General features: G+C 60.4%; 23 protein-coding genes, 2 tRNA genes and 1 pseudogene. 7 read left to right on the top strand and 19 right to left on the bottom strand.

Features of this window, described 5'->3' with window-relative positions:
• From ACZ9BE_RS19825 to ACZ9BE_RS19815, 3 genes and pseudogenes are all read right to left on the bottom strand, one after another.
• Positions 1–1,248: an S-type pyocin domain-containing protein gene (locus tag ACZ9BE_RS19825; RefSeq protein WP_081932599.1), complete on the bottom strand. Its 1,248-nt coding sequence runs from the start codon at positions 1,246–1,248 to the stop codon at positions 1–3.
• 226 nt (positions 1,249–1,474) lie between these two features.
• Positions 1,475–1,551, bottom strand: a tRNA-Met gene (locus tag ACZ9BE_RS19820).
• A 115-nt stretch (positions 1,552–1,666) separates the two neighbouring features.
• A pseudogene (locus ACZ9BE_RS19815) lies at positions 1,667–3,725 on the bottom strand (methyl-accepting chemotaxis protein).
• 347 nt (positions 3,726–4,072) lie between these two features.
• On the opposite strand from ACZ9BE_RS19815, the gene ACZ9BE_RS19810 reads away from it, so the two are divergent.
• Positions 4,073–5,290: an MFS transporter gene (locus ACZ9BE_RS19810; RefSeq protein ID WP_476249843.1), complete on the top strand. Its 1,218-nt coding sequence runs from the start codon at positions 4,073–4,075 to the stop codon at positions 5,288–5,290.
• A 144-nt stretch (positions 5,291–5,434) separates the two neighbouring features.
• On the opposite strand, the gene ychF is transcribed toward ACZ9BE_RS19810, so the two are convergent.
• The 8 genes from ychF to ACZ9BE_RS19770 all read right to left on the bottom strand — a co-directional run bounded on the left by ychF (position 5,435) and on the right by ACZ9BE_RS19770 (position 12,357).
• On the bottom strand, positions 5,435–6,535 hold the full coding sequence (gene ychF / locus ACZ9BE_RS19805) for a redox-regulated ATPase YchF (RefSeq protein ID WP_016773202.1): 1,101 nt from the start codon (positions 6,533–6,535) through the stop codon (positions 5,435–5,437).
• Between the two features lie 22 nt (positions 6,536–6,557).
• Positions 6,558–7,142, bottom strand: a complete 585-nt coding sequence (pth, locus tag ACZ9BE_RS19800; protein ID WP_016773203.1) for an aminoacyl-tRNA hydrolase — start codon at positions 7,140–7,142, stop codon at positions 6,558–6,560.
• Positions 7,143–7,313: 171 nt separating this feature from the next.
• The gene (locus ACZ9BE_RS19795; protein WP_056790308.1) at positions 7,314–7,916 is read right to left on the bottom strand and encodes a 50S ribosomal protein L25/general stress protein Ctc; all 603 of its coding nucleotides are present in this window, start codon (positions 7,914–7,916) and stop codon (positions 7,314–7,316) included.
• 141 nt (positions 7,917–8,057) lie between these two features.
• Positions 8,058–8,999, bottom strand: coding sequence for a ribose-phosphate pyrophosphokinase (locus ACZ9BE_RS19790; protein WP_003171603.1), 942 nt, complete (start codon positions 8,997–8,999; stop codon positions 8,058–8,060).
• Between the two features lie 45 nt (positions 9,000–9,044).
• A tRNA-Gln gene (locus ACZ9BE_RS19785) sits at positions 9,045–9,119 on the bottom strand.
• Positions 9,120–9,156: 37 nt separating this feature from the next.
• A complete protein-coding gene (gene ispE / locus ACZ9BE_RS19780) occupies positions 9,157–10,008 on the bottom strand; it encodes a 4-(cytidine 5'-diphospho)-2-C-methyl-D-erythritol kinase (protein ID WP_122706695.1) in 852 nt (283 codons plus the stop codon).
• A 3-nt stretch (positions 10,009–10,011) separates the two neighbouring features.
• Entirely contained in the window at positions 10,012–10,629 is a 618-nt protein-coding gene (gene lolB / locus ACZ9BE_RS19775) for a lipoprotein insertase outer membrane protein LolB (protein WP_016773207.1), read from the bottom strand.
• A gap of 3 nt (positions 10,630–10,632) precedes the next feature.
• The gene (locus ACZ9BE_RS19770) at positions 10,633–12,357 is read right to left on the bottom strand and encodes a tetratricopeptide repeat protein (protein ID WP_476249842.1); all 1,725 of its coding nucleotides are present in this window, start codon (positions 12,355–12,357) and stop codon (positions 10,633–10,635) included.
• 182 nt (positions 12,358–12,539) lie between these two features.
• Between ACZ9BE_RS19770 and hemA the strand changes: the two genes are divergently transcribed.
• From hemA to ACZ9BE_RS19740, 6 genes are all read left to right on the top strand, one after another.
• Positions 12,540–13,826, top strand: a complete 1,287-nt coding sequence (gene hemA, locus ACZ9BE_RS19765; protein WP_016773209.1) for a glutamyl-tRNA reductase — start codon at positions 12,540–12,542, stop codon at positions 13,824–13,826.
• Positions 13,823–14,905: a peptide chain release factor 1 gene (prfA, locus tag ACZ9BE_RS19760; RefSeq protein WP_016773210.1), complete on the top strand. Its 1,083-nt coding sequence runs from the start codon at positions 13,823–13,825 to the stop codon at positions 14,903–14,905. Before hemA ends, prfA begins: the two co-directional genes overlap by 4 nt.
• Complete coding sequence (prmC, locus tag ACZ9BE_RS19755) at positions 14,906–15,736, top strand: peptide chain release factor N(5)-glutamine methyltransferase (RefSeq protein ID WP_150638772.1); 831 nt, start codon at positions 14,906–14,908, stop codon at positions 15,734–15,736.
• Positions 15,730–16,485: a molybdopterin-synthase adenylyltransferase MoeB gene (locus ACZ9BE_RS19750; RefSeq protein WP_150638774.1), complete on the top strand. Its 756-nt coding sequence runs from the start codon at positions 15,730–15,732 to the stop codon at positions 16,483–16,485. The genes prmC and ACZ9BE_RS19750 overlap by 7 nt, the downstream gene beginning before the upstream one ends.
• Positions 16,478–17,269, top strand: a complete 792-nt coding sequence (gene murI / locus ACZ9BE_RS19745) for a glutamate racemase (RefSeq protein ID WP_150638776.1) — start codon at positions 16,478–16,480, stop codon at positions 17,267–17,269. Before ACZ9BE_RS19750 ends, murI begins: the two co-directional genes overlap by 8 nt.
• A gap of 111 nt (positions 17,270–17,380) precedes the next feature.
• On the top strand, positions 17,381–17,899 hold the full coding sequence (locus tag ACZ9BE_RS19740; RefSeq protein ID WP_016773213.1) for an acyloxyacyl hydrolase: 519 nt from the start codon (positions 17,381–17,383) through the stop codon (positions 17,897–17,899).
• Positions 17,900–18,032: 133 nt separating this feature from the next.
• Here ACZ9BE_RS19740 and ACZ9BE_RS19735 read toward each other — a convergent pair whose 3' ends face one another.
• From ACZ9BE_RS19735 to phrB, 8 genes are read right to left on the bottom strand one after another with little or no spacing between them, the layout of a single operon-like run.
• On the bottom strand, positions 18,033–18,338 hold the full coding sequence (locus tag ACZ9BE_RS19735; protein ID WP_024014290.1) for a YkgJ family cysteine cluster protein: 306 nt from the start codon (positions 18,336–18,338) through the stop codon (positions 18,033–18,035).
• A 52-nt stretch (positions 18,339–18,390) separates the two neighbouring features.
• A complete protein-coding gene (locus tag ACZ9BE_RS19730) occupies positions 18,391–18,882 on the bottom strand; it encodes a DUF2878 domain-containing protein (RefSeq protein WP_041480000.1) in 492 nt (163 codons plus the stop codon).
• Entirely contained in the window at positions 18,875–20,140 is a 1,266-nt protein-coding gene (locus ACZ9BE_RS19725; RefSeq protein ID WP_150638780.1) for an SAM-dependent methyltransferase, read from the bottom strand. Before ACZ9BE_RS19725 ends, ACZ9BE_RS19730 begins: the two co-directional genes overlap by 8 nt.
• A complete protein-coding gene (locus ACZ9BE_RS19720) occupies positions 20,127–20,942 on the bottom strand; it encodes a DUF1365 domain-containing protein (protein WP_476249841.1) in 816 nt (271 codons plus the stop codon). The genes ACZ9BE_RS19725 and ACZ9BE_RS19720 overlap by 14 nt, the downstream gene beginning before the upstream one ends.
• Positions 20,939–22,186 (bottom strand): NAD(P)/FAD-dependent oxidoreductase, encoded by a 1,248-nt coding sequence (locus ACZ9BE_RS19715; RefSeq protein ID WP_016773218.1) that lies wholly within the window; start codon positions 22,184–22,186, stop codon positions 20,939–20,941. The genes ACZ9BE_RS19720 and ACZ9BE_RS19715 overlap by 4 nt, the downstream gene beginning before the upstream one ends.
• Positions 22,183–22,965, bottom strand: coding sequence for an SDR family NAD(P)-dependent oxidoreductase (locus tag ACZ9BE_RS19710; RefSeq protein WP_016773219.1), 783 nt, complete (start codon positions 22,963–22,965; stop codon positions 22,183–22,185). Before ACZ9BE_RS19710 ends, ACZ9BE_RS19715 begins: the two co-directional genes overlap by 4 nt.
• Entirely contained in the window at positions 22,962–23,384 is a 423-nt protein-coding gene (locus tag ACZ9BE_RS19705) for a nuclear transport factor 2 family protein (protein WP_476249840.1), read from the bottom strand. The genes ACZ9BE_RS19710 and ACZ9BE_RS19705 overlap by 4 nt, the downstream gene beginning before the upstream one ends.
• Positions 23,377–24,822: a deoxyribodipyrimidine photo-lyase gene (gene phrB / locus ACZ9BE_RS19700; protein WP_476249839.1), complete on the bottom strand. Its 1,446-nt coding sequence runs from the start codon at positions 24,820–24,822 to the stop codon at positions 23,377–23,379. The genes ACZ9BE_RS19705 and phrB overlap by 8 nt, the downstream gene beginning before the upstream one ends.
• Positions 24,823–24,833: the final 11 nt, after the last annotated feature.

Raw genomic sequence — 24,833 nt, 5'->3', positions numbered from 1 at the left:
TTATTTACGGTGTACGTCGACATGGTTTTTGGGTGTGTAGACCCTTAGGTTATCTACGTTGTAGATATCACCACCTTCGGATATCGGTTCCACATGATGAATCTCATGAGAGATCCTTTTCCCTGCTGCATCACCTAAGCGGGCGCGGGGCGCATTTCCGTTGCGCATACGTCGTAGATTATCTTCGCTGACCTGTTGTGCCACTGCGCTGTCTTTTGAGGCAACGGCCCAAAAAGCCCGCCTAAACGAATCAAAACTAGAATATTCGCTCCCTCTGAGTTTATCCGCGATGCTGGTCGGAATAGGGGCGCCACCCTGAGCTTGAGCATGGTCAAGCCAAATACCGCCCACATCCTCACCCACCCCCGTAACGATCCCAGGCGTCTGCCTCGCCGGCCTTGAATAAACCACATACAACGACTTCAGCCCGGTGTCCGCCGGGAACACCAGAATACAATCCTCGGCTGTTACATCCTCGCCCGGCAGACCCTCAATCTGGCTATCGGTGTTGTCTGGGATCGGGTGGACGAGGATCGGGCCGAGTGCCTCACCGTGGTCGGGATAAACCAGCGGAGGCATCGACCCCAACGGCCCGCGTTGCGGCGTCCAGAGAATGGTGATGCCGTTGAGCTTGGCCTCCATGGCGGTCTTGTCGGCGTTCCACTTGACGTTCACCGTGCGTACGGCGTCGTCGCCAGAGGCGCCGGAGTGGATGCCGTAGACCCGCAGAACACCTTCGGCATCACGACGAAACTGGAAACGCACGCGCGTGGTGGCGCGGCTCATGCGGCGTAGTTCTTCGTCGGTGTGAAGCGTGCCGTCGGCCATTTTGCTCGGCAGCATTCCCAGCACAAAGACGCTGGCCGGCCCGCCGGCGCCACGGATGGCCCAGTTCAGGCGCTGTTGCAAAATCCCGCCGCCGGCCAGACGCCCCAAAGCCAGGTCAGCACCTATCGCCGTCGCGACCGCGGTGCTGGCGGATGGCATGAGCATGGCGCCGGCGACCATGATCTTGCCGAAGTTGCTGGCTGGCTCCTCGGCAGTGCCAGCGTCCGTGCGACACCAGTTGTCCGGCGTGCAGGACTTGGCAAAGACCCTGTCTTCGCGTGGCTTGGGCGCAGGCCACTCATCCTTCTCGATGTACACCGGCTCCGGCGCTTTCGGTGGAAGCAAAGTAAACCAGGCCCTGCCACCGCTATACGGATTTAATAACCAGTCATCGTCGAGGAGGTATTTGTATTGAGGCATGCCAACTCCCTGTATGGCGCTGAATCGAGCCAGGGGAGCTTGTCGGTATAGGAGCGATTCGGGGAGAGAGCGACAGGTGGCTGATGCTACGAAAGATCCGTTTCGTACCAGAGATCTACTTTTTTCTTACGGAGGCATCTGAATTGCATGCAGGGAGCGGGAGGAAAAGGACTTTTCTCGAGGCATAAAAAAACGGCCTACCTTTCGGTAAGCCGTTTTTAGTACTTGGTGGCTACACAGGGACTTGAACCCCGGACCCCAGCATTATGAATGCTATGCTCTAACCAACTGAGCTATGTAGCCAAGTGGCGCGCATTATTCCCCTGAAATGGCAAAGCGTCAAGCGTAAATCGAAAATATTTCTTCCTGTTTTCAACTGCTTATCCTCCAGCCCCGAAAATCGGGGCCGGGGAGGGCGTCAGCGCAGTTGGAATCTGGCGGTATTGGCGCTCAGGGCCTCGCTACCCTGGCTCAAGGTGTCCGCCGCGAGGTTTACGGCGCGTGCGCCTTCGAGCAAACGCACCGCCGCTTGATCGACCTGCTGGATATTGCCGCTGACTTCGTCGGCAGTGCTGGCCTGTTCTTCAACCGCTGTGGCGATTTGCGCCAGGGTGTCGGTGACACTCTGTACGGCGCTGGCGATTTCTCCCAGGCGTTCGCCGAGTCCGGTGACCGCTTCGGCATCCGATTGCGCCTGACCACAGGCGGCTTCCATCAGGCTTACCGCTTCGTTGACCGTGGCGCGCAGGCTGTCGACGGTGCCGGCGATCTGCGCGGTGGACGATTGCGTGCGTTGCGAGAGGCTGCGCACCTCGTCGGCGACCACGGCAAAGCCGCGACCCTGTTCGCCGGCGCGGGCGGCCTCGATGGCGGCGTTGAGCGCGAGCAGGTTGGTCTGCTCGGCGACGCCGCGAATGGTGTCCACGACCAGTTGAATCTGCTGGCCTTGCTCGCTGACCCGGCCGAGCGCGGCGGCGGTGTCGTTCAGGCGCTGATTGAGCTGCTGAATGCTCGCCGTGGTGCGCTGGCTGTCGCGGCTGCTGTCGGCGGCGATGCGCCGGGTTTGCTGGGCGCTGCCGGAGGCCTGTTCGCAACTCTGCGCGACGCCTTGCGAGGTGGCGGCCAATTGCGTGGCGGCAGCGGCGATCTGGCTGATCTGCAATTGCTGCGCTTCGACTTCGCTCAGGGCGCCGCTGGAGTGTTGGTTGAGGCTGCGCACCGCGTTGCTCAACTGCGAGGTCTCGTGGTCGACGGCCGAGCATGCTGCTGCGCAATTGCACCACAGCGACGTTGAGCGCGGTGCTGATCGCTGCCAGCTCATCGCGCCCCACCACCGGCACTTGCAGGCTCAGGTTACCGTCGCGCAAGGCTTCGGCTAGCAAGGTGATGCCGCTGGCGCTACGGCGGATCGAGGCTTGCAGGCAAACGAACAGGTATAACGCGGCCAACAGCAGGCAACCGAAGATTGCGGCGACAACAATGAACTGGCGGATCGCCGAGCTGTAATACGCATCGAGCCGCTGATCCAGCGCGACCAGGGATTGCTGGCGCAGGGAAGCGAGGTCGGTGAGCAGCGCGTCGAGGCTGCGTTCGAAGTCCTCTGGCTTTAGGTTGATGCTGCCGCCAAACACACCGTCGTCGAGGACTTTCAGGCCGCTGTCGAGGTGTTTCAGGCTGTCGTGATACTGGCCGGCCCAGGCTTGCAGCTCGGCTGGCAGACGCGCCTCCAGCAGGCCGGCGGTTTTCACCAGTTGCTCGCGGGCGTCACCAATGCGGCTGCGCAGGTCGCGCAACTGCAGGCGGCTCTGCAGGGTGAACTGCCCGGAGACCACCGAAGCCTGGCCGACCGCGGCGAGACGGCCGACACGCTCGATCAGGTCCGGCGCGTGCTGCGTGGAAATCTGCGTCAGCAGGTAGGTTTCCAGCCACGGCGCGAGGGTCAGGCGATTGTCCATGACGATCTGCTCGCGCAAGGCTTGCAGCGCGCCCAGGGCATTGGTGAAGCGGTCATAACCGTCCGGCCACCAGCCGACACTGCTCAGGCTTTTCGAATCAAGGCCATTGAGTGCGGTTTGCAGCGCCTGAAAGCGTTCGAGGATTGCGCCGTCGGCGCCTTGCTGGTTCAGGGCATTGCCCAGCTCTGTGGTGGCTTGCAGCACTGCCGGTTGCACGCCGTCGAAGGCGGCCATGGCGGCGAGGGTGGCCGGTGTAGGCTGACGATTGGTCTCGGTGGCGCGCCAGCGGGCGGCGCGGTCGCGTTGAGCGGCGAGCAGGTTGTCCAGCGCATCCAGCGCGAGCAGCTGACGCACGCCGGCACGTTCGCCCGAGATCAGATTGAGCTTCTCGCGATAGTCATGGCCGATCATCAACAGGCTGCCGGCCAGCGGCAGAATGAACAGCAGAAACAACAATTGGAATTTACCTGCGAAGCCAAACCGCCCCAGCAATTTGATCCCCGGTGAAAGGAAAGCCTGCATGCCTCATGACTCCTCTGGACACCACGCACCATTGGCGTGCATCGCGAACCTTTCGGCTGCGACCTGTGCCCTCTAAAAGGCCTCGAAAGTTCACCCTCGCCCGCTCTGTAGGCCGGCTCTGTAGCGAAACTTCCCATTGTCGAGCGCCTTTGTAAGGCGATCGTGTTCAAGGGCAGAAGCAAGGCAAGATTCAGACCATGGCGTTGAGCTATCACCTTCGCCACCAGCTCCTACGCGAGATAGGAATGTTGGTTAGTTAGCTGGCTAAGGGGATAGCGCGAGCGCACCGAAAAATGGCACATTGACGCACCTGCCTGCGGGCACCCATCTGCTGTCCGGAATTTTCCATGGCTATCAGCAACGTTCAGACCGCCGCTGCCTCGGCGACCGCTGCTCCGCAAAGCAGCCCCTTGGTGATGCGCATCATCGGCGCGGTGGCGCTGGCGCATCTGATCAATGACCTGATCCAGTCGGTCCTGCCGTCGATCTACCCGATGCTCAAGGCCAACTATGGCCTGACATTTACCCAGGTCGGCCTGATCACCTTGACCTTCCAGTTGACCGCGTCTCTGTTGCAGCCGTGGGTCGGATATCACACTGACCGGCACCCTAAACCGTGGCTGTTACCGGCGGGCACGGTGTGTACCTTGATCGGCATTCTGATGATGTCGGTGGTCGGCAGCTTCCCATTGATTCTGCTGGCGGCGGCGCTGATCGGCATTGGCTCGTCGACCTTTCATCCGGAAGCCTCGCGTGTTGCCCGGCTGGCCTCGGGCGGCCGGTTTGGTCTGGCGCAATCGACCTTTCAGGTCGGCGGCAATGCCGGCTCCGCGTTCGGCCCATTGCTGGCGGCGGCGATCATCATTCCCTTCGGCCAGGGCAATGTGGCGTGGTTCGGGCTGTTCGCGGTGTTTGCGCTGTTCGTGCTGTACCGCATCAGCCGCTGGTACGCCAATCACCTCAACTTGTTCAAGCTCAAGGCCGGCCAAGCCGCGACGCACGGCTTATCGAAGGGCAGGGTGACCAGTGCCTTGGTGGTCCTGGGGCTGCTGGTGTTCTCCAAATATTTCTACATGGCCAGTTTCACCAGCTACTTCACCTTCTACCTGATCGAGAAGTTCGACCTGTCGGTGGCGAGTTCACAATTGCACTTGTTCCTGTTTTTGGGCGCAGTGGCGGCGGGGACGTTCTTCGGCGGGCCTATCGGCGACAAGATCGGGCGCAAGGCAGTGATCTGGTTTTCCATCCTGGGGGTGGCGCCATTCACCCTGATCCTGCCGCATGTCGATCTGTTCTGGACCAGCATTCTCAGCGTGGTGATCGGCTTCATTCTGGCGTCGGCATTCTCGGCGATCGTGGTGTACGCGCAGGAACTGGTGCCGGGTAATGTCGGGATGATTGCCGGGATTTTCTTCGGCCTGATGTTCGGTTTCGGCGGGATTGGCGCGGCGCTGCTCGGGCATCTGGCGGATGTGCACGGGATTGAGTACGTGTATTTCCTTTGCTCATTCCTGCCGTTGTTTGGTGTGTTGGCGATCTTTTTCCCGCGTACTAAAAAAGCTTGAGATCAAAAGATCGCAGCCTTCGGCAGCTCCTACAGGGGATAGATGTACATCTGTAGGAGCTGCCGAAGGCTGCGATCTTTTAACAATCTTTCGGGCACAAAAAAGCCGCGTATCAAACGCGGCTTTTTCTTGTGCGGCTGTTGCTTAGACGTTGAAGCGGAAGTGCATCACGTCGCCGTCCTTGACGATGTAATCCTTGCCTTCCAGGCGCCATTTGCCGGCTTCTTTGGCGCCGGCTTCGCCCTTGTACTGGATGAAGTCGTTGTAGGCGATGACTTCGGCACGGATGAAGCCTTTTTCGAAGTCGGTGTGGATCACGCCGGCGGCCTGTGGTGCGGTGGCACCGACCTTGACGGTCCAGGCGCGGACTTCTTCGACACCGGCGGTGAAGTAGGTCTGCAGGTGCAGCATTTCGTAACCGGCGCGGATCACGCGGTTCAGGCCAGGCTCTTCCAGGCCCAGCGCTTCGAGGAACATGTCCTTCTCTTCGCCGTCGTCGAGCTCGGCGATTTCCGCTTCGATCTTGTTGCACACCGGAACCACCATGGCGCCTTCTTCTTCGGCAATGGCCTTGACCACGTCCAGGTGCGGGTTGTTCTCGAAACCGTCTTCGGCAACGTTGGCGATGTACATGACCGGCTTGGTGGTCAGCAGGTGGAAGCCCTTGATCACGGCTTTCTCGTCCGCGCTCATGTTCTTCATCAGGCTGCGTGCCGGTTTGGCTTCGGTGAAGTGCGCGATCAGTTGCTCGAGCAGAGCCTTCTGAACCACGGCGTCCTTGTCACCGCCCTTGGCGTTGCGCGCGACTTTCTGCAGTTGTTTCTCGCAGCTGTCGAGGTCGGCGAAGATCAGTTCCAGGTCGATGATTTCGATGTCGCGTTTCGGGTCGACACTGTTGGAAACGTGAATCACGTTGTCGTCTTCGAAGCAGCGCACCACGTGAGCGATAGCGTCGGTTTCGCGGATGTTGGCCAGGAACTTGTTGCCCAGGCCTTCACCTTTCGAGGCGCCGGCGACGAGGCCCGCGATGTCGACGAATTCCATGGTGGTCGGCAGGATGCGCTTGGGATTGACGATGGCCGCCAGCGCTTCCAGGCGCGGATCCGGCATCGGCACGATGCCGCTGTTCGGCTCGATGGTGCAGAAGGGGAAGTTCTCCGCCGCGATACCGGATTTGGTCAGGGCGTTGAACAGGGTGGACTTGCCGACGTTAGGCAGGCCGACGATGCCGCAATTGAATCCCATGGTGTTTCCCCTCGGGTAAAAGTCAGGCCTTCTGGCTGTGCAGGTTTTTCATCGCGCGGTTCCATTCCCCGGCGAGGATATCCGGCAGCACGCCGAGGGCAAAGTCGATGCTGGCATCGAGTTTTTCCTGTTCGGCGCGTGGCGCACGACCCAGGACGAAATTTGAAACCATACTGGCAACGCCCGGGTGGCCGATGCCAAGCCGCAGGCGGTAGAACGTATTCTGATTGCCCAGTTGCGCAATGATGTCGCGCAACCCGTTGTGACCGCCATGGCCGCCGCCCTGCTTGAGCTTGGCAACGCCCGGAGGCAAGTCGAGTTCGTCATGCGCCACGAGGATTTCTTCAGGCTTGATGCGGAAGAAACCGGCGAGTGCCGCCACGGCCTGGCCGCTGCGGTTCATGTAGGTGGTGGGAATCAGCAGACGAACATCCTGACCCTGATGCGAGTAGCGCCCGGTCAGGCCGAAATATTTGCGATCGGCCACAAGATTCACATTCTGTGCGTGGGCGATGCGCTCAACAAAAAGGGCCCCTGCGTTATGCCGGGTCTGTTCGTATTCAGCGCCTGGATTTCCCAGGCCAACGATCAGTTTGATGGCAGTCACGATAGGGGCCCTTCCTTGGAGTGGTGGATAACATCGCCGCGATCGGGGAAAGCGGCGAAAGTGGACGAAAAATGCTCATTTACCATGGATGTAAACTCCGCGTTCTCGCCCGCTTTCTCGCTACGTTCCAGTCCGCGATGTTACTTGCTCACTCCGGCATGACAGAGTGAATTACTCTGCTTCGCCTTCTTCGGCAGGTTCTGCAGCAACACGTGGAGCGTGGACGTTGGCAACAGCCTTGTCATCGCCGTGTGCCAGAGCAACGAACTCAACACCTTTAGGAGCTTTGAGGTCCGACAGGTGAATGATGGTGCCGATTTCTGCTTTCGACAGATCGACTTCGATGAACTCAGGCAGATCTTTTGGCAGGCAGGTCACTTCGATTTCAGCAACAACGTGCGAAACTTCGCCGCCTTTCTTCACTGGAGCTTCTTCGCCAACAAAGTGTACAGGCACGATGGCGGTCAGTTTCTGGCCGGCAACAACGCGTACGAAGTCAGCGTGCATCACGTGGCCTTTGGCCGGGTGACGCTGCAGCGCCTTGATGATGACGTTCTGCTTGGTGCCACCAACGTTCAGCTCGATGATGTGGCTGTAAGCCGCTTCGTTTTCGAGCAGTTTGGCAACTTCTTTGGCCAGCATGCTGATGGATTCAGGGGCTTTGTCGCCACCGTAAACAACAGCTGGAACCAGAGCGGCGAGACGACGCAGGCGGCGGCTCGCACCTTTCCCCAGGTCGGAACGCACTTCAGCATTCAGAGTAAAATCGTTCATTTTGTATCTCCAAAATAGCCATGACCGAGTGGCGTTTGCGACCAGCGCCGAACACGGTATGGGCAAAAAAGCCCCGCCCCGACAGGAATGCCGGGGCGGGGCGCTTTTCGTCAACGAGACATTTCGCGAAGGGCAGGGCCCTTAACGGAACATCGCGCTGATCGATTCTTCATTGCTGATGCGGCGAACCGCTTCGGCAACAACCGGTGCGATATCCAGTTGACGGATACGTGCACAGGCTTGTGCTGCAGCGGACAGCGGGATGGTGTTAGTGACCACCAGCTCGTCCAGCACGGAATTTTCGATATTCTCGATGGCCCGGCCCGACAGCACAGGGTGTGTGCAGTAGGCAAAGACCTTGGCTGCGCCATGCTCTTTCAGGGCCTTGGCCGCGTGGCACAGGGTGCCGGCGGTATCGACCATGTCATCGACCAGAATACAGGTACGCCCTTCGACATCACCGATGATATGCATCACTTCAGAGTGATTGGCTTTCTCACGGCGTTTGTCGATGATCCCGAGATCGACGCCCAGCGACTTGGCAACAGCCCGTGCACGCACGACGCCACCAATGTCCGGGGACACGATCATCAGGTTTTCGAAGCGCTGATCTTCGATGTCATCCACCAGAACCGGGGAGCCGTAGATGTTATCTACCGGAATATCGAAGAAGCCCTGAATCTGGTCAGCATGCAGATCAACCGTGAGAACACGGTCGATGCCGACTACGGTAAGCATGTCAGCAACGACTTTCGCGCTGATAGCCACACGTGCGGAACGCGGACGGCGATCCTGACGGGCATAACCAAAATAAGGAATAACAGCAGTGATACGAGTAGCCGAGGAGCGGCGGAAGGCATCAGCCATCACTACCAGTTCCATCAGGTTATCGTTGGTCGGAGCGCAGGTCGGCTGAATAATGAAGACGTCTTTACCGCGAACGTTTTCATTGATCTCGGCTGTGATTTCGCCGTCGGAAAACTTGCCGACAGAGATGTCACCGAGAGGGATATGCAGCTGACGTACGACACGCCGAGCCAGATCGGGGTTGGCATTCCCCGTAAAGACCATCATCTTGGACACGCGCAGTACCTAGAGGCTGAGGGTAACCTGGATGAGTAGAGAAAATGGCAGGGGCGGCTGGATTCGAACCAACGCATGGCAGGATCAAAACCTGCTGCCTTACCGCTTGGCGACGCCCCTGTATCTGTTGCTTTCAAGTGCCGGGCACTTGATTCCTTTAGAGCAGACTCTGCAGCTTGCGATGCAACATCGAAACGTTGCTTCCTTTCGCTACAAACCCTGTAAGGGTCTCTGTCAGAAGGGCCGAGACTTTATCAGCTTCAGCTTTGCTTGGGAAGCCCCCAAACACACAACTTCCAGTTCCGGTGAGCTTTGCTTCGGTAAATTTACCTAACAAATCCAATGCGTTACGTACCTCTGGATAACGCCTTGCTACCACCGGCAAGCAGTCATTTCGACTGTTTCCCTCGGGAACGGGGCGCACTTTAATGGGCGGTGTGTTACGTGTCAACAAAGGATCGGAAAAAATTTCTGCCGTACTAACAGCGACTTGCGGCACGAGCACCAGATACCACGGTTCTTCGGGGTCGACCGGGGTCAGTTTCTCGCCGACGCCCTCGGCAAATGCCGCATGGCCACGGACGAACACTGGTACGTCGGCACCGAGTGACAGGCCCAGTTGCGCCAGACGATCTTCATCCCAGCCCAACTGCCAGAGATGGTTGAGGCCGAGCAAAGTCGTCGCCGCATTCGAACTGCCGCCACCGATGCCGCCGCCCATGGGCAGCACCTTGTCGATCCAGATGTCGATACCGAGCGCGCAGCCGGACTGTTGCTGCAACATCTTCGCCGCGCGCACGATCAGGTTGCTGTCGTGGGGCACGCCGGCGAACTCGGTGTGCAGCTGAATCACGCCGTCATCGCGCACGGCGAAAGTGATTTCATCGCCATAATCGAGGAACTGAAACAGCGTCTGCAATTCGTGATAACCGTCTTCACGGCGACCGAGAATGTGCAGCATCAAGTTGAGTTTGGCCGGCGAGGGCAGGGTCAGGCGTGCAGCGGTCATGCTTTATTGCCCCAACTTGCGCGGTTGCCAGGTCTTGATCACCAGCGTCACGTCGAGGTCGGTGCCGTGCAGCTTGATGCGCTCGGGGAGCCAGTAACCATTCTGTTCGGTGTAGGCGGTGTATTCGACTTTCCAGCCGTCCTGCTCAAGGCTGGCCAGACGGCTGTCGGCGTCCAGATTCAAGCGACTCTTGCTTTCCGGGGCTGGCAGGCCGCGAACCCACCAGGCCAGATTCGACACCGGCAGTTTCCAGCCCAGCTGTTCTTCGAGCAGGGCTTCAGGAGATTGCGATTCGTAGCGGCCCTGGTTGGCGACTTCCAGTGATACTTTGCCCGGACGCCCGGTCAGGCGTGCCGCGCCGCGACCCAGCGGGCCGGACAGGCGAATGTCGTAGTAGTCCTGACGCTGCAGCCAGAACAGCGTGCCGCTGCCGGAATCCTTCGGCGCGCGGATGCCGATCTTGCCGTCGATCTGCCAGCCGTCGAGGCCGGTCAGTTGCTGTTTGTTTGCCGCCCACTGGGCCGGGCTGCCGTGGCCCTCGACCGATTCGCGAGTGCCGAAACCCGAGCAGCCGGCGAGCAGGGCGATGAAGCTGAAAACAATAACGTGGCGCAAAAGCATGGTTTAAAGATTCTCGGATCCGGTCAGGCGCTTGATGGTGCTGCGCAGAATGGTGCTGTCGGGCTGATCCTTGAGGAACTTGCCCCACACTTGTTTGGCTTCGCGTTGATTGCCCTTGGCCCAGAGGACTTCGCCAAGGTGCGCGGCGACTTCGTGGTCGGGGAAACGCTCGAGCGCCTGGCGCAGGTATTTCTCCGCATCGTCCAGATTGCCCAGGCGATAGTTCACCCAGCCGAGGCTGTCGAGTACCGCCGGGTCTTCCGGATTGATCTGGTGCGCCTGCTCGATCAGCGTTTTCGCTTCAGCGTAGCGGGTGGTGCGATCGGACAAGGTGTAGCCCAGCGCATTCAGCGCCATGGCGTTGTCCGGGTCGCGCTTGATGATCAGGCGCAGGTCTTTCTCCATTTGCGCCAGATCATTGCGTTTTTCCGCGAGCATGGCGCGGGTGTAAAGCAGATTGAGATCGTCCGGATATTTCTGCAGCGCTTGTTGCAGAACCTTCCAGGCCTTGTCGTCCTGTTTGTTGGCCGACAGGGTTTCCGATTCGATCAGATACAGCTGGATCGCGTAATCCGGTTGCTCGTCACGCTCGGCCGCCAGCTTGCTCTGCGCTTCGGCGGTTTTGCCGTTGCTCATCAGGATATCGGCCTGACGCAGCTGTGCCGGCAGATAGTCATTGCCCGGGCCGACCTGGGCGTATTCGATGAGCGCGCCTTGTGGGTCGTTGCGCTCTTCGGCAATCCGGCCGAGATTCAGATGCGCTGAATCGACGTGGCTTTCGCGAGCGATCAGGTCCTCCAGATAGCCCTTGGCCTCATCCCACGCCTTGGCTTCCAGGCACACCAGTGCCAGCGAGTAACGCAGTTCATCGTCTTCCGGGTATTGATGAACGAGCGTGGAGAATTCTGCCTTGGCGTCGTCCATGCGGTCCTGTTCAACCAGCATGCGCGCGTAGGTCAGGCGCAGGCGCTTGTCTTCCGGGTATTTTCTGATGCTTTTTTGCAACAGCGGCAGCGCTTCGTCGCCACGGTTGAGCAATTGAAGCAGGCGCGCACGCAGCAGGATCGGTGCGATCTCGCCATCTTCCGGAGGATTGTCTTCAAGCAGAGTCAGCGCACCTTGATTGTCGCCATCCTGCTGGAGCAGCAGAGCCTTGCCGAAAATCAGCTGATTGTTGTTCGGGTGGCGCTCAAGCAAACGGTCGAAGCTTTTCATCAGGCCGTTGCGGGTTTCCTGATCGGTGTCGGCGGCCGACAGCGCGAGGAAATCGAAATGGGTGTCGCCCTTGCCCTGCAGGACTTTCTCCATGTAGACCATGGAGTCGTCGTAACGCCCGGCGCGGGCCAGTTGCACGGCGGCGGCGCGTTGCGCTTCGAGATCGTCCGGGGCATTGCGGGCCCAGATCAGCGCGGTGTCGAGGGCCGGTTGATCGGCGCCCAGATATTCGGCGATGCGGAACGCACGCTCGGAAACGCCCGGATCCTGGGTGTTGATGGCCTGGGTCACGTAATTGTCCAGGGCAATGTCGAAACGATTGCGCTGGCCAGCGAGTTCGGCGCTCAGCAGGCTGAACACGGTTTCCTCGCTGAACGAGCCGTAAACCTTGGGCTTTTCAGGTGCGGGCGTGGTGTCTTCGACCGGCGGGGTGCCATCCGGCGCAACGGGCGCCATGGCCTGGCAGCCGCTGAGGAAGACAAAAGCGAGGAGCAACGCGGAAGATCTATTCATATAGGAAGAGGACGACTAACCTGCGGTCGGATCATCATGACACAAGCCTTCGGCCAAACATAACCGAGACTCAATTGTGGCCATTATAGGGGCTGACGATTGGGACAATAGTCAGCGGTAGTTGTTCTGAATCTTTCGAAGTAGGACAATTGCCGGCTTCACGTCACCACCAGCGACCTTGAATGGCCTTCCTTGCACTCGGTATTAACCACAAGACTGCTTCAGTAGACGTCCGCGAGCGCGTGGCCTTTACCCCTGAGCAGCTGGTGGAGGCCTTGCAGCAGCTCTGCCGACTGACCGACAGCCGCGAAGCCGCGATCCTCTCCACCTGCAATCGCAGTGAGCTTTATATAGAACAGGATCAGCTCTCGGCCGATGTCGTGCTGCGCTGGCTGGCCGATTATCACCATCTGAGCCTCGACGAACTGCGCGCCAGTGCCTATGTGCATGAAGACGATGCGGCTGTTCGTCACATGATGCGCGTCGCCTCCGGGCTCGACTCGCTGGTGCTGGGCGAACCGCAGATTCTCGGTCAGATGAAATCGGCCTACGCCGTGGCCCGCGAGGCCGGTACCATCGGTCCGCTGCTGGGGCGGCTGTTTCAGGCGACGTTCAATGCCGCCAAGCAAGTGCGTACCGATACCGCGATCGGCGAGAACCCGGTGTCGGTGGCGTTTGCCGCAGTGAGCCTGGCGAAACAGATTTTCAGCGATCTGCAACGCAGCCAGGCGCTGCTGATCGGTGCCGGCGAGACGATTACGCTGGTCGCGCGCCATTTGCATGAGCTGGGGGTCAAGCGCATCGTCGTTGCCAACCGCACGCTGGAGCGCGCCAGCCAGTTGGCCGAGCAATTCGGCGCTCACGCCGTGCTGCTCTCGGACATTCCGGCGGAGCTGGTGCGCAGCGATATCGTCATCAGTTCGACCGCCAGCCAGTTGCCAATCCTCGGCAAGGGTGCGGTGGAAAGTGCGCTGAAGCTGCGCAAGCACAAGCCGATCTTCATGGTCGACATTGCGGTACCGCGCGATATCGAGCCGGAAGTCGGCGAGCTCGACGACGTTTACCTGTACAGCGTCGACGATCTCCACGAAGTGGTCGCCGAGAACCTCAAGAGCCGTCAGGGCGCTGCGCAAGCGGCGGAGGAGATGGTCTCGGTCGGCGCCGACGATTTCATGGTGCGCTTGCGCGAACTGGCGGCAGTCGATGTGCTCAAGGCCTATCGTCAACAGAGCGAGCGCTTGCGTGACGAGGAATTGCAAAAAGCCCTGCGTCTGCTGGCCAACGGCGGCAACGCCGAAGACGTTCTCGGGCAACTGGCCCGTGGCCTGACCAACAAACTCTTGCATGCGCCCAGCGTGCAGTTGAAAAAGCTGTCTGCCGAAGGCCGCCTCGATGCGCTGGCCATGGCCCAGGAACTCTTTGCCCTTGAGGGCTCACCGGATAGTTTTTCGGATAAAAAACCGCAATGAAAGCGTCACTGCTCAACAAGCTGGACATTCTCCAGGACCGTTTCGAGGAACTGACCGCGCTGCTCGGCGACGGTGAAGTCATTGCCGATCAGGCCAAATTCCGCGCCTATTCCAAGGAATACGCCGAACTCGAGCCGGTAGTGGCCGCCTATAAAAAGCTGCTCGGCGTACAAAGCGATCTTGAAGGCGCGCAGGCGCTGCTCAAGGACAACGACCCGGACATGCGCGAAATGGCCGTGGAAGAAGTTCGCGAAGCCAAGGAGTTGCTGGTCACGCTGGAATCCGATCTGCAGCGCATGTTGCTGCCTAAAGATCCGAATGACGGGCGCAACGTCTTCCTCGAAATTCGCGCCGGCACCGGTGGCGACGAGGCGGCGATCTTCTCCGGTGACCTGTTCCGCATGTACTCGCGTTATGCCGAGCGGCGTGGCTGGCGTGTCGAGATCCTTTCGGAGAACGAAGGTGAACACGGTGGCTATAAAGAAGTCATCGCGCGCATTGAAGGCGACAACGTTTACGGCAAGCTGAAATTCGAGTCCGGCGCGCACCGCGTTCAGCGCGTACCCGCCACCGAATCCCAGGGCCGGATCCACACCTCGGCGTGCACCGTGGCGGTGTTGCCCGAGCCGGACGAGCGCGAAGCCATCGAGATCAACCCGGCGGATCTGCGCGTCGACACTTACCGTTCCTCCGGGGCCGGTGGTCAGCACGTCAACACCACCGATTCGGCGATCCGCATTACCCACATCCCGACCGGCACTGTCGTCGAATGCCAGGAAGAGCGCTCCCAGCACAAGAACCGCGCCCGGGCGATGGCGTGGCTGTCGGCCAAGCTCAACGATCAGCAAAACGCAGCGGCAGCCAACGCGATTGCCAGTGAGCGCAAGTTGCTGGTCGGCTCCGGCGATCGATCCGAGCGTATCCGCACCTACAACTACGCCCAGGGCCGGGTCACCGACCATCGCGTCAACCTGACCCTGTATTCCCTGGATGAAATTCTCGCCGGTGGCGTCGAAGCTGTGATCGAGCCGTTGCTGGCCGAATATCAGGCTGACCAACTCGCAGCGATAGGTGAATAAATGACCATCATCGCCAGCCTGTTGCGCGCTGCCGAGTTGCCGGACTCGCCCACAGCGCGTCTGGACGCTGAATTGCTTCTCGCCGCCGCACTGGGCAAGTCGCGCAGCTTCCTGCATACCTGGCCCGAGCGCATCGTGCCGAGTGAAGCGGCGCTGACCTTTGCCGAGTATTTGCAACGGCGGCGTAGCGGTGAACCGGTGGCCTACATTCTCGGCCAGCAGGGCTTTTGGAAGCTGGATCTGGAAGTCGCGCCGCACACGCTGATTCCGCGTCCCGACACCGAATTGCTGGTGGAGGCAGCCCTTGAGCTGCTGCCGGCAACTCCGGCCAAGGTTCTTGATCTGGGCACCGGCAGTGGCGCGATTGCTTTGGCCTTGGCCAGCGAACGGCCGGCGTGGAAAGTCACCGCCGTGGATCGTGTGCTTGAAGCCGTGGCCCTGGCCGAACGCAATCGCCAGCGTCTGCACCTGAACAACGCTACGGTGCTGAACAGCCATTGGTTCAGCGCACTTGCAGGCCAGCGCTTTCAACTGATCATCAGCAACCCGCCGTACATTGCCGCCGCCGATCCGCATCTGGTCGAGGGCGATGTACGCTTCGAACCGGCCAGTGCGCTGGTCGCCGGTGAAGATGGCCTCGATGATCTGCGCCTGATTGTTGTGCAGGCGCCGGATCATCTTGAAACCGGCGGCTGGCTGATGCTCGAACACGGCTATGATCAGGCCGAAGCCGTGCGTGATCTGCTGCTTACCCGTGGCTTTGAAGAAGTCCATAGCCGCACCGATCTGGGCGGCCATCAACGCATCAGTCTGGGGCGCCTGCCGTGCTGAATGATCAGGAATTGCTGCGCTACAGCCGGCAGATTCTGCTGCAACACATCGACATCGACGGGCAACTGAAGCTCAAAGGCAGCCGCGTGCTGATCGTCGGCCTTGGCGGCCTCGGCGCGCCAGTGGCGTTGTATCTGGCAGCGGCGGGCGTCGGCGAATTGCATCTGGCGGATTTCGACACGGTCGATCTGACCAATCTGCAACGGCAGATCATTCACGACACCGACAGTGTCGGCATGTCCAAGGTCGACTCGGCGCTCAAGCGCCTGGGCGCGATCAATCCCGAGATTCAACTGGTCGCCCATCGTCAGGCGCTGGACGCCGATTCTCTCGCCGCAGCGGTGGCGGCGGTGGATCTGGTGCTCGATTGTTCGGACAACTTTTCCACGCGCGAGGCGGTCAACGCCGCCTGTGTTGCCGCGTGCAAGCCATTAGTCAGCGGCGCGGCGATTCGTCTGGAGGGGCAGTTGTCGGTGTTCGATCCACGACGTGCCGACAGCCCTTGCTATCACTGCCTGTACGGTCACGGCAGCGAAGCCGAACTGACCTGCAGCGAGGCCGGCGTGGTCGGGCCACTGGTCGGTCTGGTTGGCAGTTTGCAGGCGCTGGAAGCGTTGAAGGTGCTGGTCGGCTTTGGTGAACCATTGGTGGGGCGACTGTTGTTGATCGACGCCTTGGGCTCGCGATTCCGTGAGCTGCGGGTCAAGCGCGATCCGGGCTGCAGCGTCTGTGGCGCCCGCCATGCGTGAAGCGCCGATCGGCGTGTTCGATTCCGGGGTCGGCGGCTTGTCGGTCCTCGGCGAAATCCAGCGCTTGCTGCCCAACGAATCGCTGCTTTATGTCGCCGATTGCGGGAACATTCCTTACGGCGAGAAAACCCCGGAATTCATCCGCGAGCGTTGCAGCGTGATGGCCGGGTTTTTTCGCGAGCAGGGGGCCAAAGCTTTGGTGCTGGCGTGCAATACCGCGACCGTGGCGGGGGTTGCCGATCTGCGTCGCGATTTCCCCGACTGGCCGATTGTCGGCATGGAACCGGCGGTCAAACCGGCCGCAGCGGCCACACGAAGCGGCGTGGTTGGCGTCCTGGCCACGACCGGCACGTTGCAGAGCGCGAAGTTTGCCGCGTTGCTCGATCGCTTCGCGGCTGACATAAAAGTCATCACCCAGCCCTGTCCGGGACTGGTCGAACTGATCGAAACGGGTGATCTGCACAGCGCCGAATTACGCACTTTATTGCAAGGTTACGTCGCTCCATTGCTGGCGCAAAACTGCGACACGATCATTCTTGGCTGTACCCATTATCCCTTCCTCAAGCCGCTACTCAGGTCGATGATCGCCGACGATGTCAGCCTGATCGATACCGGAGCTGCCGTGGCCCGGCAGTTGCAACGCTTGCTCGCGGAGCGTGATCTGCTGGCGCAACGTCCGAGCCAGCCGGTGAAGTTCTGGACCAGCGGCGATCCGCAATCTCTCAGAAAAATCCTACCGTTGCTGGGCCAAACTGCGTCGAATGTGCAAAACTTCGACTTGTAAAAAAAATGTGAAATAACTAAAAAAACGCTGAACTTCTGACCAAGCGCGGATTTCTATAGCGACAGCAGCAACTAAAAACCAAACGATCGTTCCGGAAAAGGAAGTTTCAAAGTGAAGCGACTATTCTGCTTGGCCGCGATTGCGGCCGCACTGATGGGGCAAAGCATTTCTGCACAAGCCGCTGGCGTTGAATTCGCCGTCGGCGGTACCAGCGATTCGACAATGACGTATCGCTTAGGCATGAATTTCGACTGGGACAAGAGCTGGCTGCAGAGCGACGTCGGTCGCCTGACCGGCTACTGGAGCGGTGCCTACACGTACTGGGAAGGTGACAAGACTTCCAGCAACAACAGCCTGTCGTTCTCACCTGTATTCGTTTACGAGTTTGCCGGCCAGTCGGTCAAGCCATACGTGGAAGCGGGTATCGGCGTGGCGTTCTTCTCCAACACCGAATACGAAAGCAACAACCTGGGCGGCTCCTTCCAGTTCGAAGACCGCATCGGTGTCGGCCTGCGCTTCAACGGCGGCCACGAAGTCGGCATCCGCGCCACGCACTACTCCAACGCCGGCCTGTCCAGCGACAACGATGGTGTAGAAAGCTACGCGCTGCATTACACAATGCCGCTGTAATCCGCCTACGCGGAACCAACGTGGGAGCGAGCCTGCTCGCGAAAGCAGAGTGTCAGCCAATTCAAATGGTGGCTGACACACCGCCTTCGCGAGCAGGCTCGCTCCCACAGTTGTTTCTGCGCCGTCAAAGAAATCAGCGGTAGGCTGTAGCAATTCCCCGGCGCTCTTCGATGCACTCCGGCGCGCCCATTTCAAACTCGCGGCAAATCAGCGGGCGTCGTTCATAGATTGTGCACATCATGCTGTCGCGATCCAGCGCCGCGCACCAGCCGTCGTCCAGACGCAGCATCACTTCGCCGCCCCATTCATCGGTATCGATAAAGCGATCAGGCACGCCGGTGTCGGTGATCAGCATCACTTCGAGCTGGCAGCAGCACGCCGCACAGGTCGAGCAGGTGACCGCCGGTTCGGCGATTTGTGTGTGTGGGATGGTTTTCATCGGGGCAGTGTAAGGCAGTGATCGCGGTGGGTGTGAAAGCGCTGACGGACGCTCACGGCGCCAGACGCCGTGCCATCAAGTGCAACAGCGGGAACAGCCCTGCCCAGAGCAGTCCGATGACGATCAGCGTCGACACTTCGCCGTAAGGGAAATGCACGCCGGCCAAGCGTCCGCCACCGTAGTACGACAATGCCCCGCCCACCGCGCCAAGTCCGCTGGCCAGCCACCATGGCCGCGCGCTCCAGGCCAGGCAGTGGCGCAACGTGGTGGCGAGCAGTGCCCATAGCAGCATCAGCCACAGCGGAATCAGCGGCGAGGCGTCTGCAAAGCGGAACACGCCGAGATAACGCAGAACACTGTCCACCGCCGTGCCGACAATCACCACGCACAGTATCAAACGACCTTCCGCCGCCCAACTGCTGATCCAGCGCAGATGAATCACCAGCGCCGCCAGTGCCAGCAACAGCCATAAACTGTTGCCGCCGAGCACGCAGGCCAGCCAGCCGAGCTGAAACAGCACGGCATTGGCGATTCGCTCACGCATCGAAGCGTCCGAGCAGCGGCGCGGTCATCGCCGCCGGTTTGGCCAGCAGCAATTGCGCGGTGCCGATGGTGCGTTCGAGGAACCCGCCCTCGCAATAGCACAGGTAAAACTCCCACAAACGCAGGAAATAATCGTCATAGCCCAATTCGTTCAGACGACCATGGGCGAGGCGAAAGTTCTCGTGCCACAGGCGCAGTGTCTTGGCGTAATGCAGGCCGAAATCTTCCATGTGCAGCAGGTTCATGTCGGTTTCGCGGCCGACCACATCGAGCATCTTGTGCACCGAGGGCAGGGCGCCGCCGGGGAAGATGTAGCGCTGGATGAAGTCGACGCTGCGCTTGGCCTGTTCGTAGCGTTGTTCGCGAATGGTGATCGCCTGGAGCAGCATCAGGCCGTTGCTTTTGAGCAACTGCGCGCATTGCTTGAAGTAGGTCGGCAGGAACCGATGGCCGACCGCCTCGATCATCTCGATCGATACCAGTTTGTCGTACTCGCCGCTGAGGTCGCGGTAGTCCTTGAGCAGCAGGGTGACGCGATCCTGCAAGCCGAGTTGTTCGATGCGCTTGGCAGTGAACGCGAACTGCTCTTTCGACAGCGTCGTAGTGGTCACGCGGCAACCGTAATGCTGCGCTGCGTAAAGGGCCATGCTGCCCCAACCGGTGCCGATTTCCAGCAGGTGGTCGCTGGGTTTGAGCGCGAGTTTCTGGCAGATGCGCTCGAGTTTGTTCAGTTGCGCCTGTTCCAGGGTGTCGCTCGGCGAAAGGAACTGGGCGGCGGAATACATCATGGTCGGGTCGAGAAACTGTTCGAACAGTTCATTGCCGAGGTCGTAGTGCGCGGCGATGTTTTTCTGCGAACCCTTGCGCGTGTTGCGATTGAGCCAGTGCAGCCCTTGCACGAAGGGCCGGCCCAGACGCGCCAGGCCACCTTCCATGGCATCGAGTACATCGAGATTGCTGACGAACACGCGCACCACAGCAGTCAGGTCCGGCGAACTCCAATAGCCGTGGATGAATGCTTCGCCGGCGCCGATCGAGCCGCTACTGGCGACCATGCCCCACAGGGCCGGATCGAGCACATGGACTTCACCAAGCAGAGCACTGCCCGGGGTGCCGAAAAGCATTTGTTCGCCATCCTCGACGACCATCAATTGTCCGTGTTTGAGCTGGGCCAATTGGCGCAACACGCCACGGCGCAGCAGCGAGCCGGTCAAACCGTTGGTGCTGAAGCGACCGAGCGGCAGGCTAGAGGATTTCATGGTGCGGCTCCTTCGGAGGCACAGTGGCGGTTTTAAAGCTGCCGTCGGCAGCCTGGTGAGGGAAGATCGGCGCGCGCTTGAGCAGCAGTCGCAGTGCTTGCCAATAAATCGCCAAGGCGGTTTTTGCGGTCATCCACGGGAAGCGCCGCAGATAGCGATGCAGGCTGCGACGATCGAGCGGTTCGCGGCGCAGATTCAGTGTGGCGTCGAACAGTTTCTCGCTGCCCTGCCAATCGGCCATGTGCACACCCAGGCTTTGCGCGGCCGGGCTGAAGCTCATGCGGTATTCGAGGTCGCGGGGCAGAAACGGTGAAACGTGAAACGCCTTGGCTACAGCAAAATGTTGGTGGAAATCCACCAGACTGGTCGGCGTCTGCGCCGGCAACACGTAATGAAAACGCTCGCGCCATGGCGTATTGGTTACTTCACAAACGATCGCCGCGAGTTGTCCGTCGGCTTCATGGCAATAGAAGAAACTCACCGGATTGAACGACAGGCCCCAACTGCGCGGCTGGGTCAGCAGGCACACCGCGCCTTGTGGCTCATGACCGATGGCTGCGCCGACCTGCTGGCGCACCGCGTCGATCAGGCGCATGCCCTTGCCGGTGAAGGCTTTCAGGTAATCGGTTTCGCGAAACGAGAACGGCGCAAAGCGGCTGCGCCCGGCCAGTGGCGACAGGGCCAGTACGGCGTCCTGTTCGCTCAGGTCGAGGTAGAGCAAACCGATGCGGTAGCGGAATTCGTGGCGGCGCGGCGAAAAACGTCGGTGGCCGATGACGCCGCTGTACAGAGCGCTGTTCACAGGGTTTCACCGAACGCGGCGGCTACGCGCAGCCCGCTGACCACGCCATCTTCATGAAAGCCGTTGGCCCAGTAGGCGCCGCAATAATGTGTGTGCTGCTCGCCATCGAGTTCGCCCCAACGGTTTTGCGCGGCCGCTGCGGCGAGGGTGTATTGCGGGTGGGCGTAGGTATAGCGGGCCAGTACCTTGTCCGGGCTGATGCCGGCAGTCTGGTTGAGGCTGACGCAGAACGTAGTGTCGCTTTCGATGCCCTGCAGGATGTTCATGTTGTAGGTGACCGCCGCGCGCGTATGGCCGGCGCCCCCGAGGCGATAATTCCAGCTGGCCCAGGCCAGTTTGCGCGTCGGCAGCAGGCGCGTGTCGGTGTGCAGCACGACATCGTTGTCTGCGTAGAGCAGGGCGCCGAGAATCGAGCGCTCGGCGTCGCTCGGGTTGGCCAGCAGGTTCAGCGCCTGATCGCTGTGACAGGCGAACACCACTTTGTCGAAATGTTCGAGGCCGGCCGGGCTGTGGATAACCACGCCGTGCTGGTTGCGCTCGACTCGCTTGACTGGGCAGTTCAGGCGGATCCTGTCGCTGAACGAAGCGGTCAGTGGCGCCACATAAGCACTGGATCCGCCTTCAATGACCTGCCACTGCGGACGATCGCTGACTGAGAGCAGGCCATGATTCTTGAAGAAGCGCAGGAAGAATTGCAGCGGGAAATTGAGCATTTCCGCCATCGGCATCGACCAGATCGCCGCGCCCATCGGCACGATGTAATGCAGGATGAAACGCTCGCCGTAGCCGCCAGCCTTGAGGTAATCATCGAGGGTCGTATCGGCGGCGATGCGCAGTTCGATCAGGTCGCGCTGCGCTTCTTTGTTGAAGCGCAGAATATCGCGCAGCATGCCCCAGAACCCCGGCGACAACAGATTGCTGCGCTGGGCGAACAGGCTGTTGAGGTTGTTGCCGTTGTACTCGACGCCGGTGTCCGGGTCGGTTACCGAAAAGCTCATTTCGGTCGGCTTGAACGCCACGCCGAGCTGGTTGAGCAAGCGAATGAAGTTCGGGTAGGTCCAGTCGTTGAACACGATGAAACCGGTATCGATGGCGAACGATTGCCCGGCCACGCTGACCGGTACGGTGTGGGTATGGCCGCCGACCCAGTCACTCGCTTCGAACACGGTGATGTCGTGGCGGCGGTTCAGCAGGTAGGCGCAGGTGAGCCCGGCGATACCGCTGCCAATTACGGCGATTTTCATATCGGGTCCCGCTGCGGTGGGTTCTTGCGCACCATGCGTTTGCCGATCGCCAGTTGCGCGCGAGCGGGCAGCTTGGACAGCGGCCACAGCGCGGCCATGAACAGCCCCGGGAAGGCAATTTCCAGCGGACGGTCCTTGAGTTTGGCGAAGATGTGCCGCGCCGCTTTATCTGCGGGCCAGCTCAGCGGCATCGGGAAATCGTTCCTTTCGGTCAGCGGTGTTTCGACAAAACCCGGGCTGATGATGGTGACTTCAATACCTTCATCCGCCAGATCGATGCGCAGCGATTCGAACAGGTAACGCAGCCCGGCCTTCGATGCGCCATAGGCTTCGGCCCGTGGCAGCGGCAGGTAAGTCACCGAGCTGGCCATGCCGACCAGATGCGGCGCGGTGCCTTTGCGCAACAGCGGCAGGGCGGCCTCGATGCAATAGCTGCTGGCGAGCAGATTGGTGCGCACCACGTGCTCGATGATCGACGAATCGAACTGGCGCGCGTCGACATATTCACAGGTGCCGGCGTTGAGAATCACGCTGTCCAGCGATCCCCAGGCCTCGGCGATCTGCTCACCGATTTCGCGCACGGTCTGACTGTTGGTCAGATCGCCGGGCACCACCAGCACCTGGCCCGGGTAACGCTGGGACAAAACCTTGAGCGGCGCGGCCGAGCGCGAGCTGACCGCCAGGTGCGCGCCGCTTTTCAGAATGTCCTCACACAAGGCTGCACCGATGCCACTGCTGGCGCCGGTCAACCAATACCGCCGTGGAGGTGTACGACTCATCCCATTCTCCTTTTCAGCCAGGCAATCACCCGGCCCAATATTGGCAAGTGTTCATACAGCAGCGCCCCGGCATCGAAATAATCCCGATGGCGATAAACCTTGTCGCGCCAGAGCAGGTGCGAGCAGCCACCGACCCTGATTTCCCGACCGTTGGCCAGGCGCGGATGGCGATAACTCATGACCCAGCGCAGGTAACCCTCACCTTCGCGGATCTGGTCAAAGCCGTGAAAATCGAAACGCAGATCGCTGACGTTGGCGTACAGCTCACTGAAGTAATCCCGCAGTTGTGCCAAGCCCTGAACTTCGTGCAGCGGATCGGTGAAATGAATGTCTTCGCTGTACAGCTCGCCGAGGCGATGCAGGTTGTCCTTGTTCAACCCGGAAAACTCGCGGGCGAAGCTGCGCAGGAATTCACTCATCGCTGCCGCCCACAGGCTGGCGCGACGGCAAGTTCTTGAACGCTGTCAGCGCACGCTCGCGTGAAGTGCTGAGGTTAACGATCTGCGCCGGATAATCGGCCACGCCGAACAGTCCTCCGGCTGCCGCCGGATTGTGCACTTCCTTCTTGTTGAGCCCGGCCAGTTCCGGCAACCAGTGCTTGATGAACACGCCTTCGGCATCGAATTTTTCCGACTGGCTCAACGGGTTGAAGATACGGAAGTACGGCGCCGAGTCGGTGCCGGTCGATGAGCTCCACTGCCAGCCACCGTTGTTGGCCGCCAGGTCGCCGTCGATCAGGTGGCGCATGAAAAAGCGTTCGCCCTCGCGCCAGTCGATCAGCAGGTTTTTGGTCAGGAACATCGCTACGACCATGCGCAGGCGATTGTGCATCCAGCCGGTTTCCAGCAGTTGACGCATCGCCGCGTCGATGATCGGCAGCCCGGTGCGTGCCTCCTGCCAGGCCTTGAGTTCTTCCGGCGCATCGCGCCAGGCCAGCGCCTCGGTTTCCGGGCGGAAGGCGCGATGCCGGGAGACGCGTGGGTAGCCGACCAGAATGTGTTTATAGAACTCGCGCCACAGCAGCTCGTTGATCCAGGTCACTGCGCCGACCTTGCCGCTTTCGAACTCGCCCTGATTGCTTTGCAGTGCAGCGTGCAGGCACTGGCGTGGCGAGATCACGCCGGCGGCAAGATACGCCGACAATTGGCTGGTGCCAGGTTTGGCCGGGAAGTCGCGTTCACTGCGGTAGTAGTCGATCTGCGCGTCGGTGAAGGTATCGAGGCGGCGTCGCGCCTCTTGCTCGCCGGCCGGCCACAGGGCGCGCAGGGATTCGCTCGGTGTGGCGAAACCTTTTACCGCCTCCGGAATTGCATCGCTGGCGATATCCAGCGCGGCCTGCTTGCCGGGTGCCTTGACCAGTGCCGGCATCGAGCGATGCAGGCGTTCGTAGCAGACTTTGCGAAACTGACTGAACACCTGGAAGTAGGTGCCGGTCTTGGTCAGCACTGTGCCGGGTTTGAACAGCAACTGATCCAGGTAACTGTGGAATTCGATGCCTTCGGCTCGCAACGTTTCGGCCACGGCTTCATCACGGTGGCTTTCGTGAACGCCGTATTCCTCGTTGGCGTGCACCGCCTCGACCTTCAATTGCCGGCACAGCTTGAGCAATTCTGCCGGTGCCTGATCCCAGTGCGGTGCGCTGCGAATCAACAACGGGATGTTCAGCGCGCCGAGGCTCTGACTCAGTTCGCGCAGGTTGCGCAGCCAGAAATCCACTTTGCACGGCGCATCGTCGTGCTCCAGCCACTGCTGCGGACTCACCAGATACACCGCCACGGTCGGGCCGCGCGCTGCGGCGGCCGCGAGGGCTGTGTTGTCATGTAGGCGCAAGTCGCTGCGCAGCCAGATCAGTTGCATGTGATTAAACC

The sequence above is a fragment of the Pseudomonas sp. TE9122 genome (assembly GCF_056278925.1).
Note: the sequence above shows the minus strand (reverse complement) of the source record. Positions and strands in the feature narration are given on the sequence as shown.

Coding starts and splice junctions, on each gene's coding strand:
- ACZ9BE_RS19825 (WP_081932599.1), bottom strand. CDS start 1,248: ATGCCTCAATACAAATACCTCCTCGACGATGACTGGTTATTAAATCCG.
- ACZ9BE_RS19810 (WP_476249843.1), top strand. CDS start 4,073: ATGGCTATCAGCAACGTTCAGACCGCCGCTGCCTCGGCGACCGCTGCT.
- ychF (WP_016773202.1), bottom strand. CDS start 6,535: ATGGGATTCAATTGCGGCATCGTCGGCCTGCCTAACGTCGGCAAGTCC.
- ACZ9BE_RS19795 (WP_056790308.1), bottom strand. CDS start 7,916: ATGAACGATTTTACTCTGAATGCTGAAGTGCGTTCCGACCTGGGGAAA.
- ispE (WP_122706695.1), bottom strand. CDS start 10,008: ATGACCGCTGCACGCCTGACCCTGCCCTCGCCGGCCAAACTCAACTTG.
- lolB (WP_016773207.1), bottom strand. CDS start 10,629: ATGCTTTTGCGCCACGTTATTGTTTTCAGCTTCATCGCCCTGCTCGCC.
- ACZ9BE_RS19770 (WP_476249842.1), bottom strand. CDS start 12,357: ATGAATAGATCTTCCGCGTTGCTCCTCGCTTTTGTCTTCCTCAGCGGC.
- hemA (WP_016773209.1), top strand. CDS start 12,540: ATGGCCTTCCTTGCACTCGGTATTAACCACAAGACTGCTTCAGTAGAC.
- prfA (WP_016773210.1), top strand. CDS start 13,823: ATGAAAGCGTCACTGCTCAACAAGCTGGACATTCTCCAGGACCGTTTC.
- prmC (WP_150638772.1), top strand. CDS start 14,906: ATGACCATCATCGCCAGCCTGTTGCGCGCTGCCGAGTTGCCGGACTCG.
- murI (WP_150638776.1), top strand. CDS start 16,478: ATGCGTGAAGCGCCGATCGGCGTGTTCGATTCCGGGGTCGGCGGCTTG.
- ACZ9BE_RS19735 (WP_024014290.1), bottom strand. CDS start 18,338: ATGAAAACCATCCCACACACACAAATCGCCGAACCGGCGGTCACCTGC.
- ACZ9BE_RS19730 (WP_041480000.1), bottom strand. CDS start 18,882: ATGCGTGAGCGAATCGCCAATGCCGTGCTGTTTCAGCTCGGCTGGCTG.
- ACZ9BE_RS19725 (WP_150638780.1), bottom strand. CDS start 20,140: ATGAAATCCTCTAGCCTGCCGCTCGGTCGCTTCAGCACCAACGGTTTG.
- ACZ9BE_RS19715 (WP_016773218.1), bottom strand. CDS start 22,186: ATGAAAATCGCCGTAATTGGCAGCGGTATCGCCGGGCTCACCTGCGCC.
- ACZ9BE_RS19710 (WP_016773219.1), bottom strand. CDS start 22,965: ATGAGTCGTACACCTCCACGGCGGTATTGGTTGACCGGCGCCAGCAGT.
- ACZ9BE_RS19705 (WP_476249840.1), bottom strand. CDS start 23,384: ATGAGTGAATTCCTGCGCAGCTTCGCCCGCGAGTTTTCCGGGTTGAAC.
- phrB (WP_476249839.1), bottom strand. CDS start 24,822: ATGCAACTGATCTGGCTGCGCAGCGACTTGCGCCTACATGACAACACA.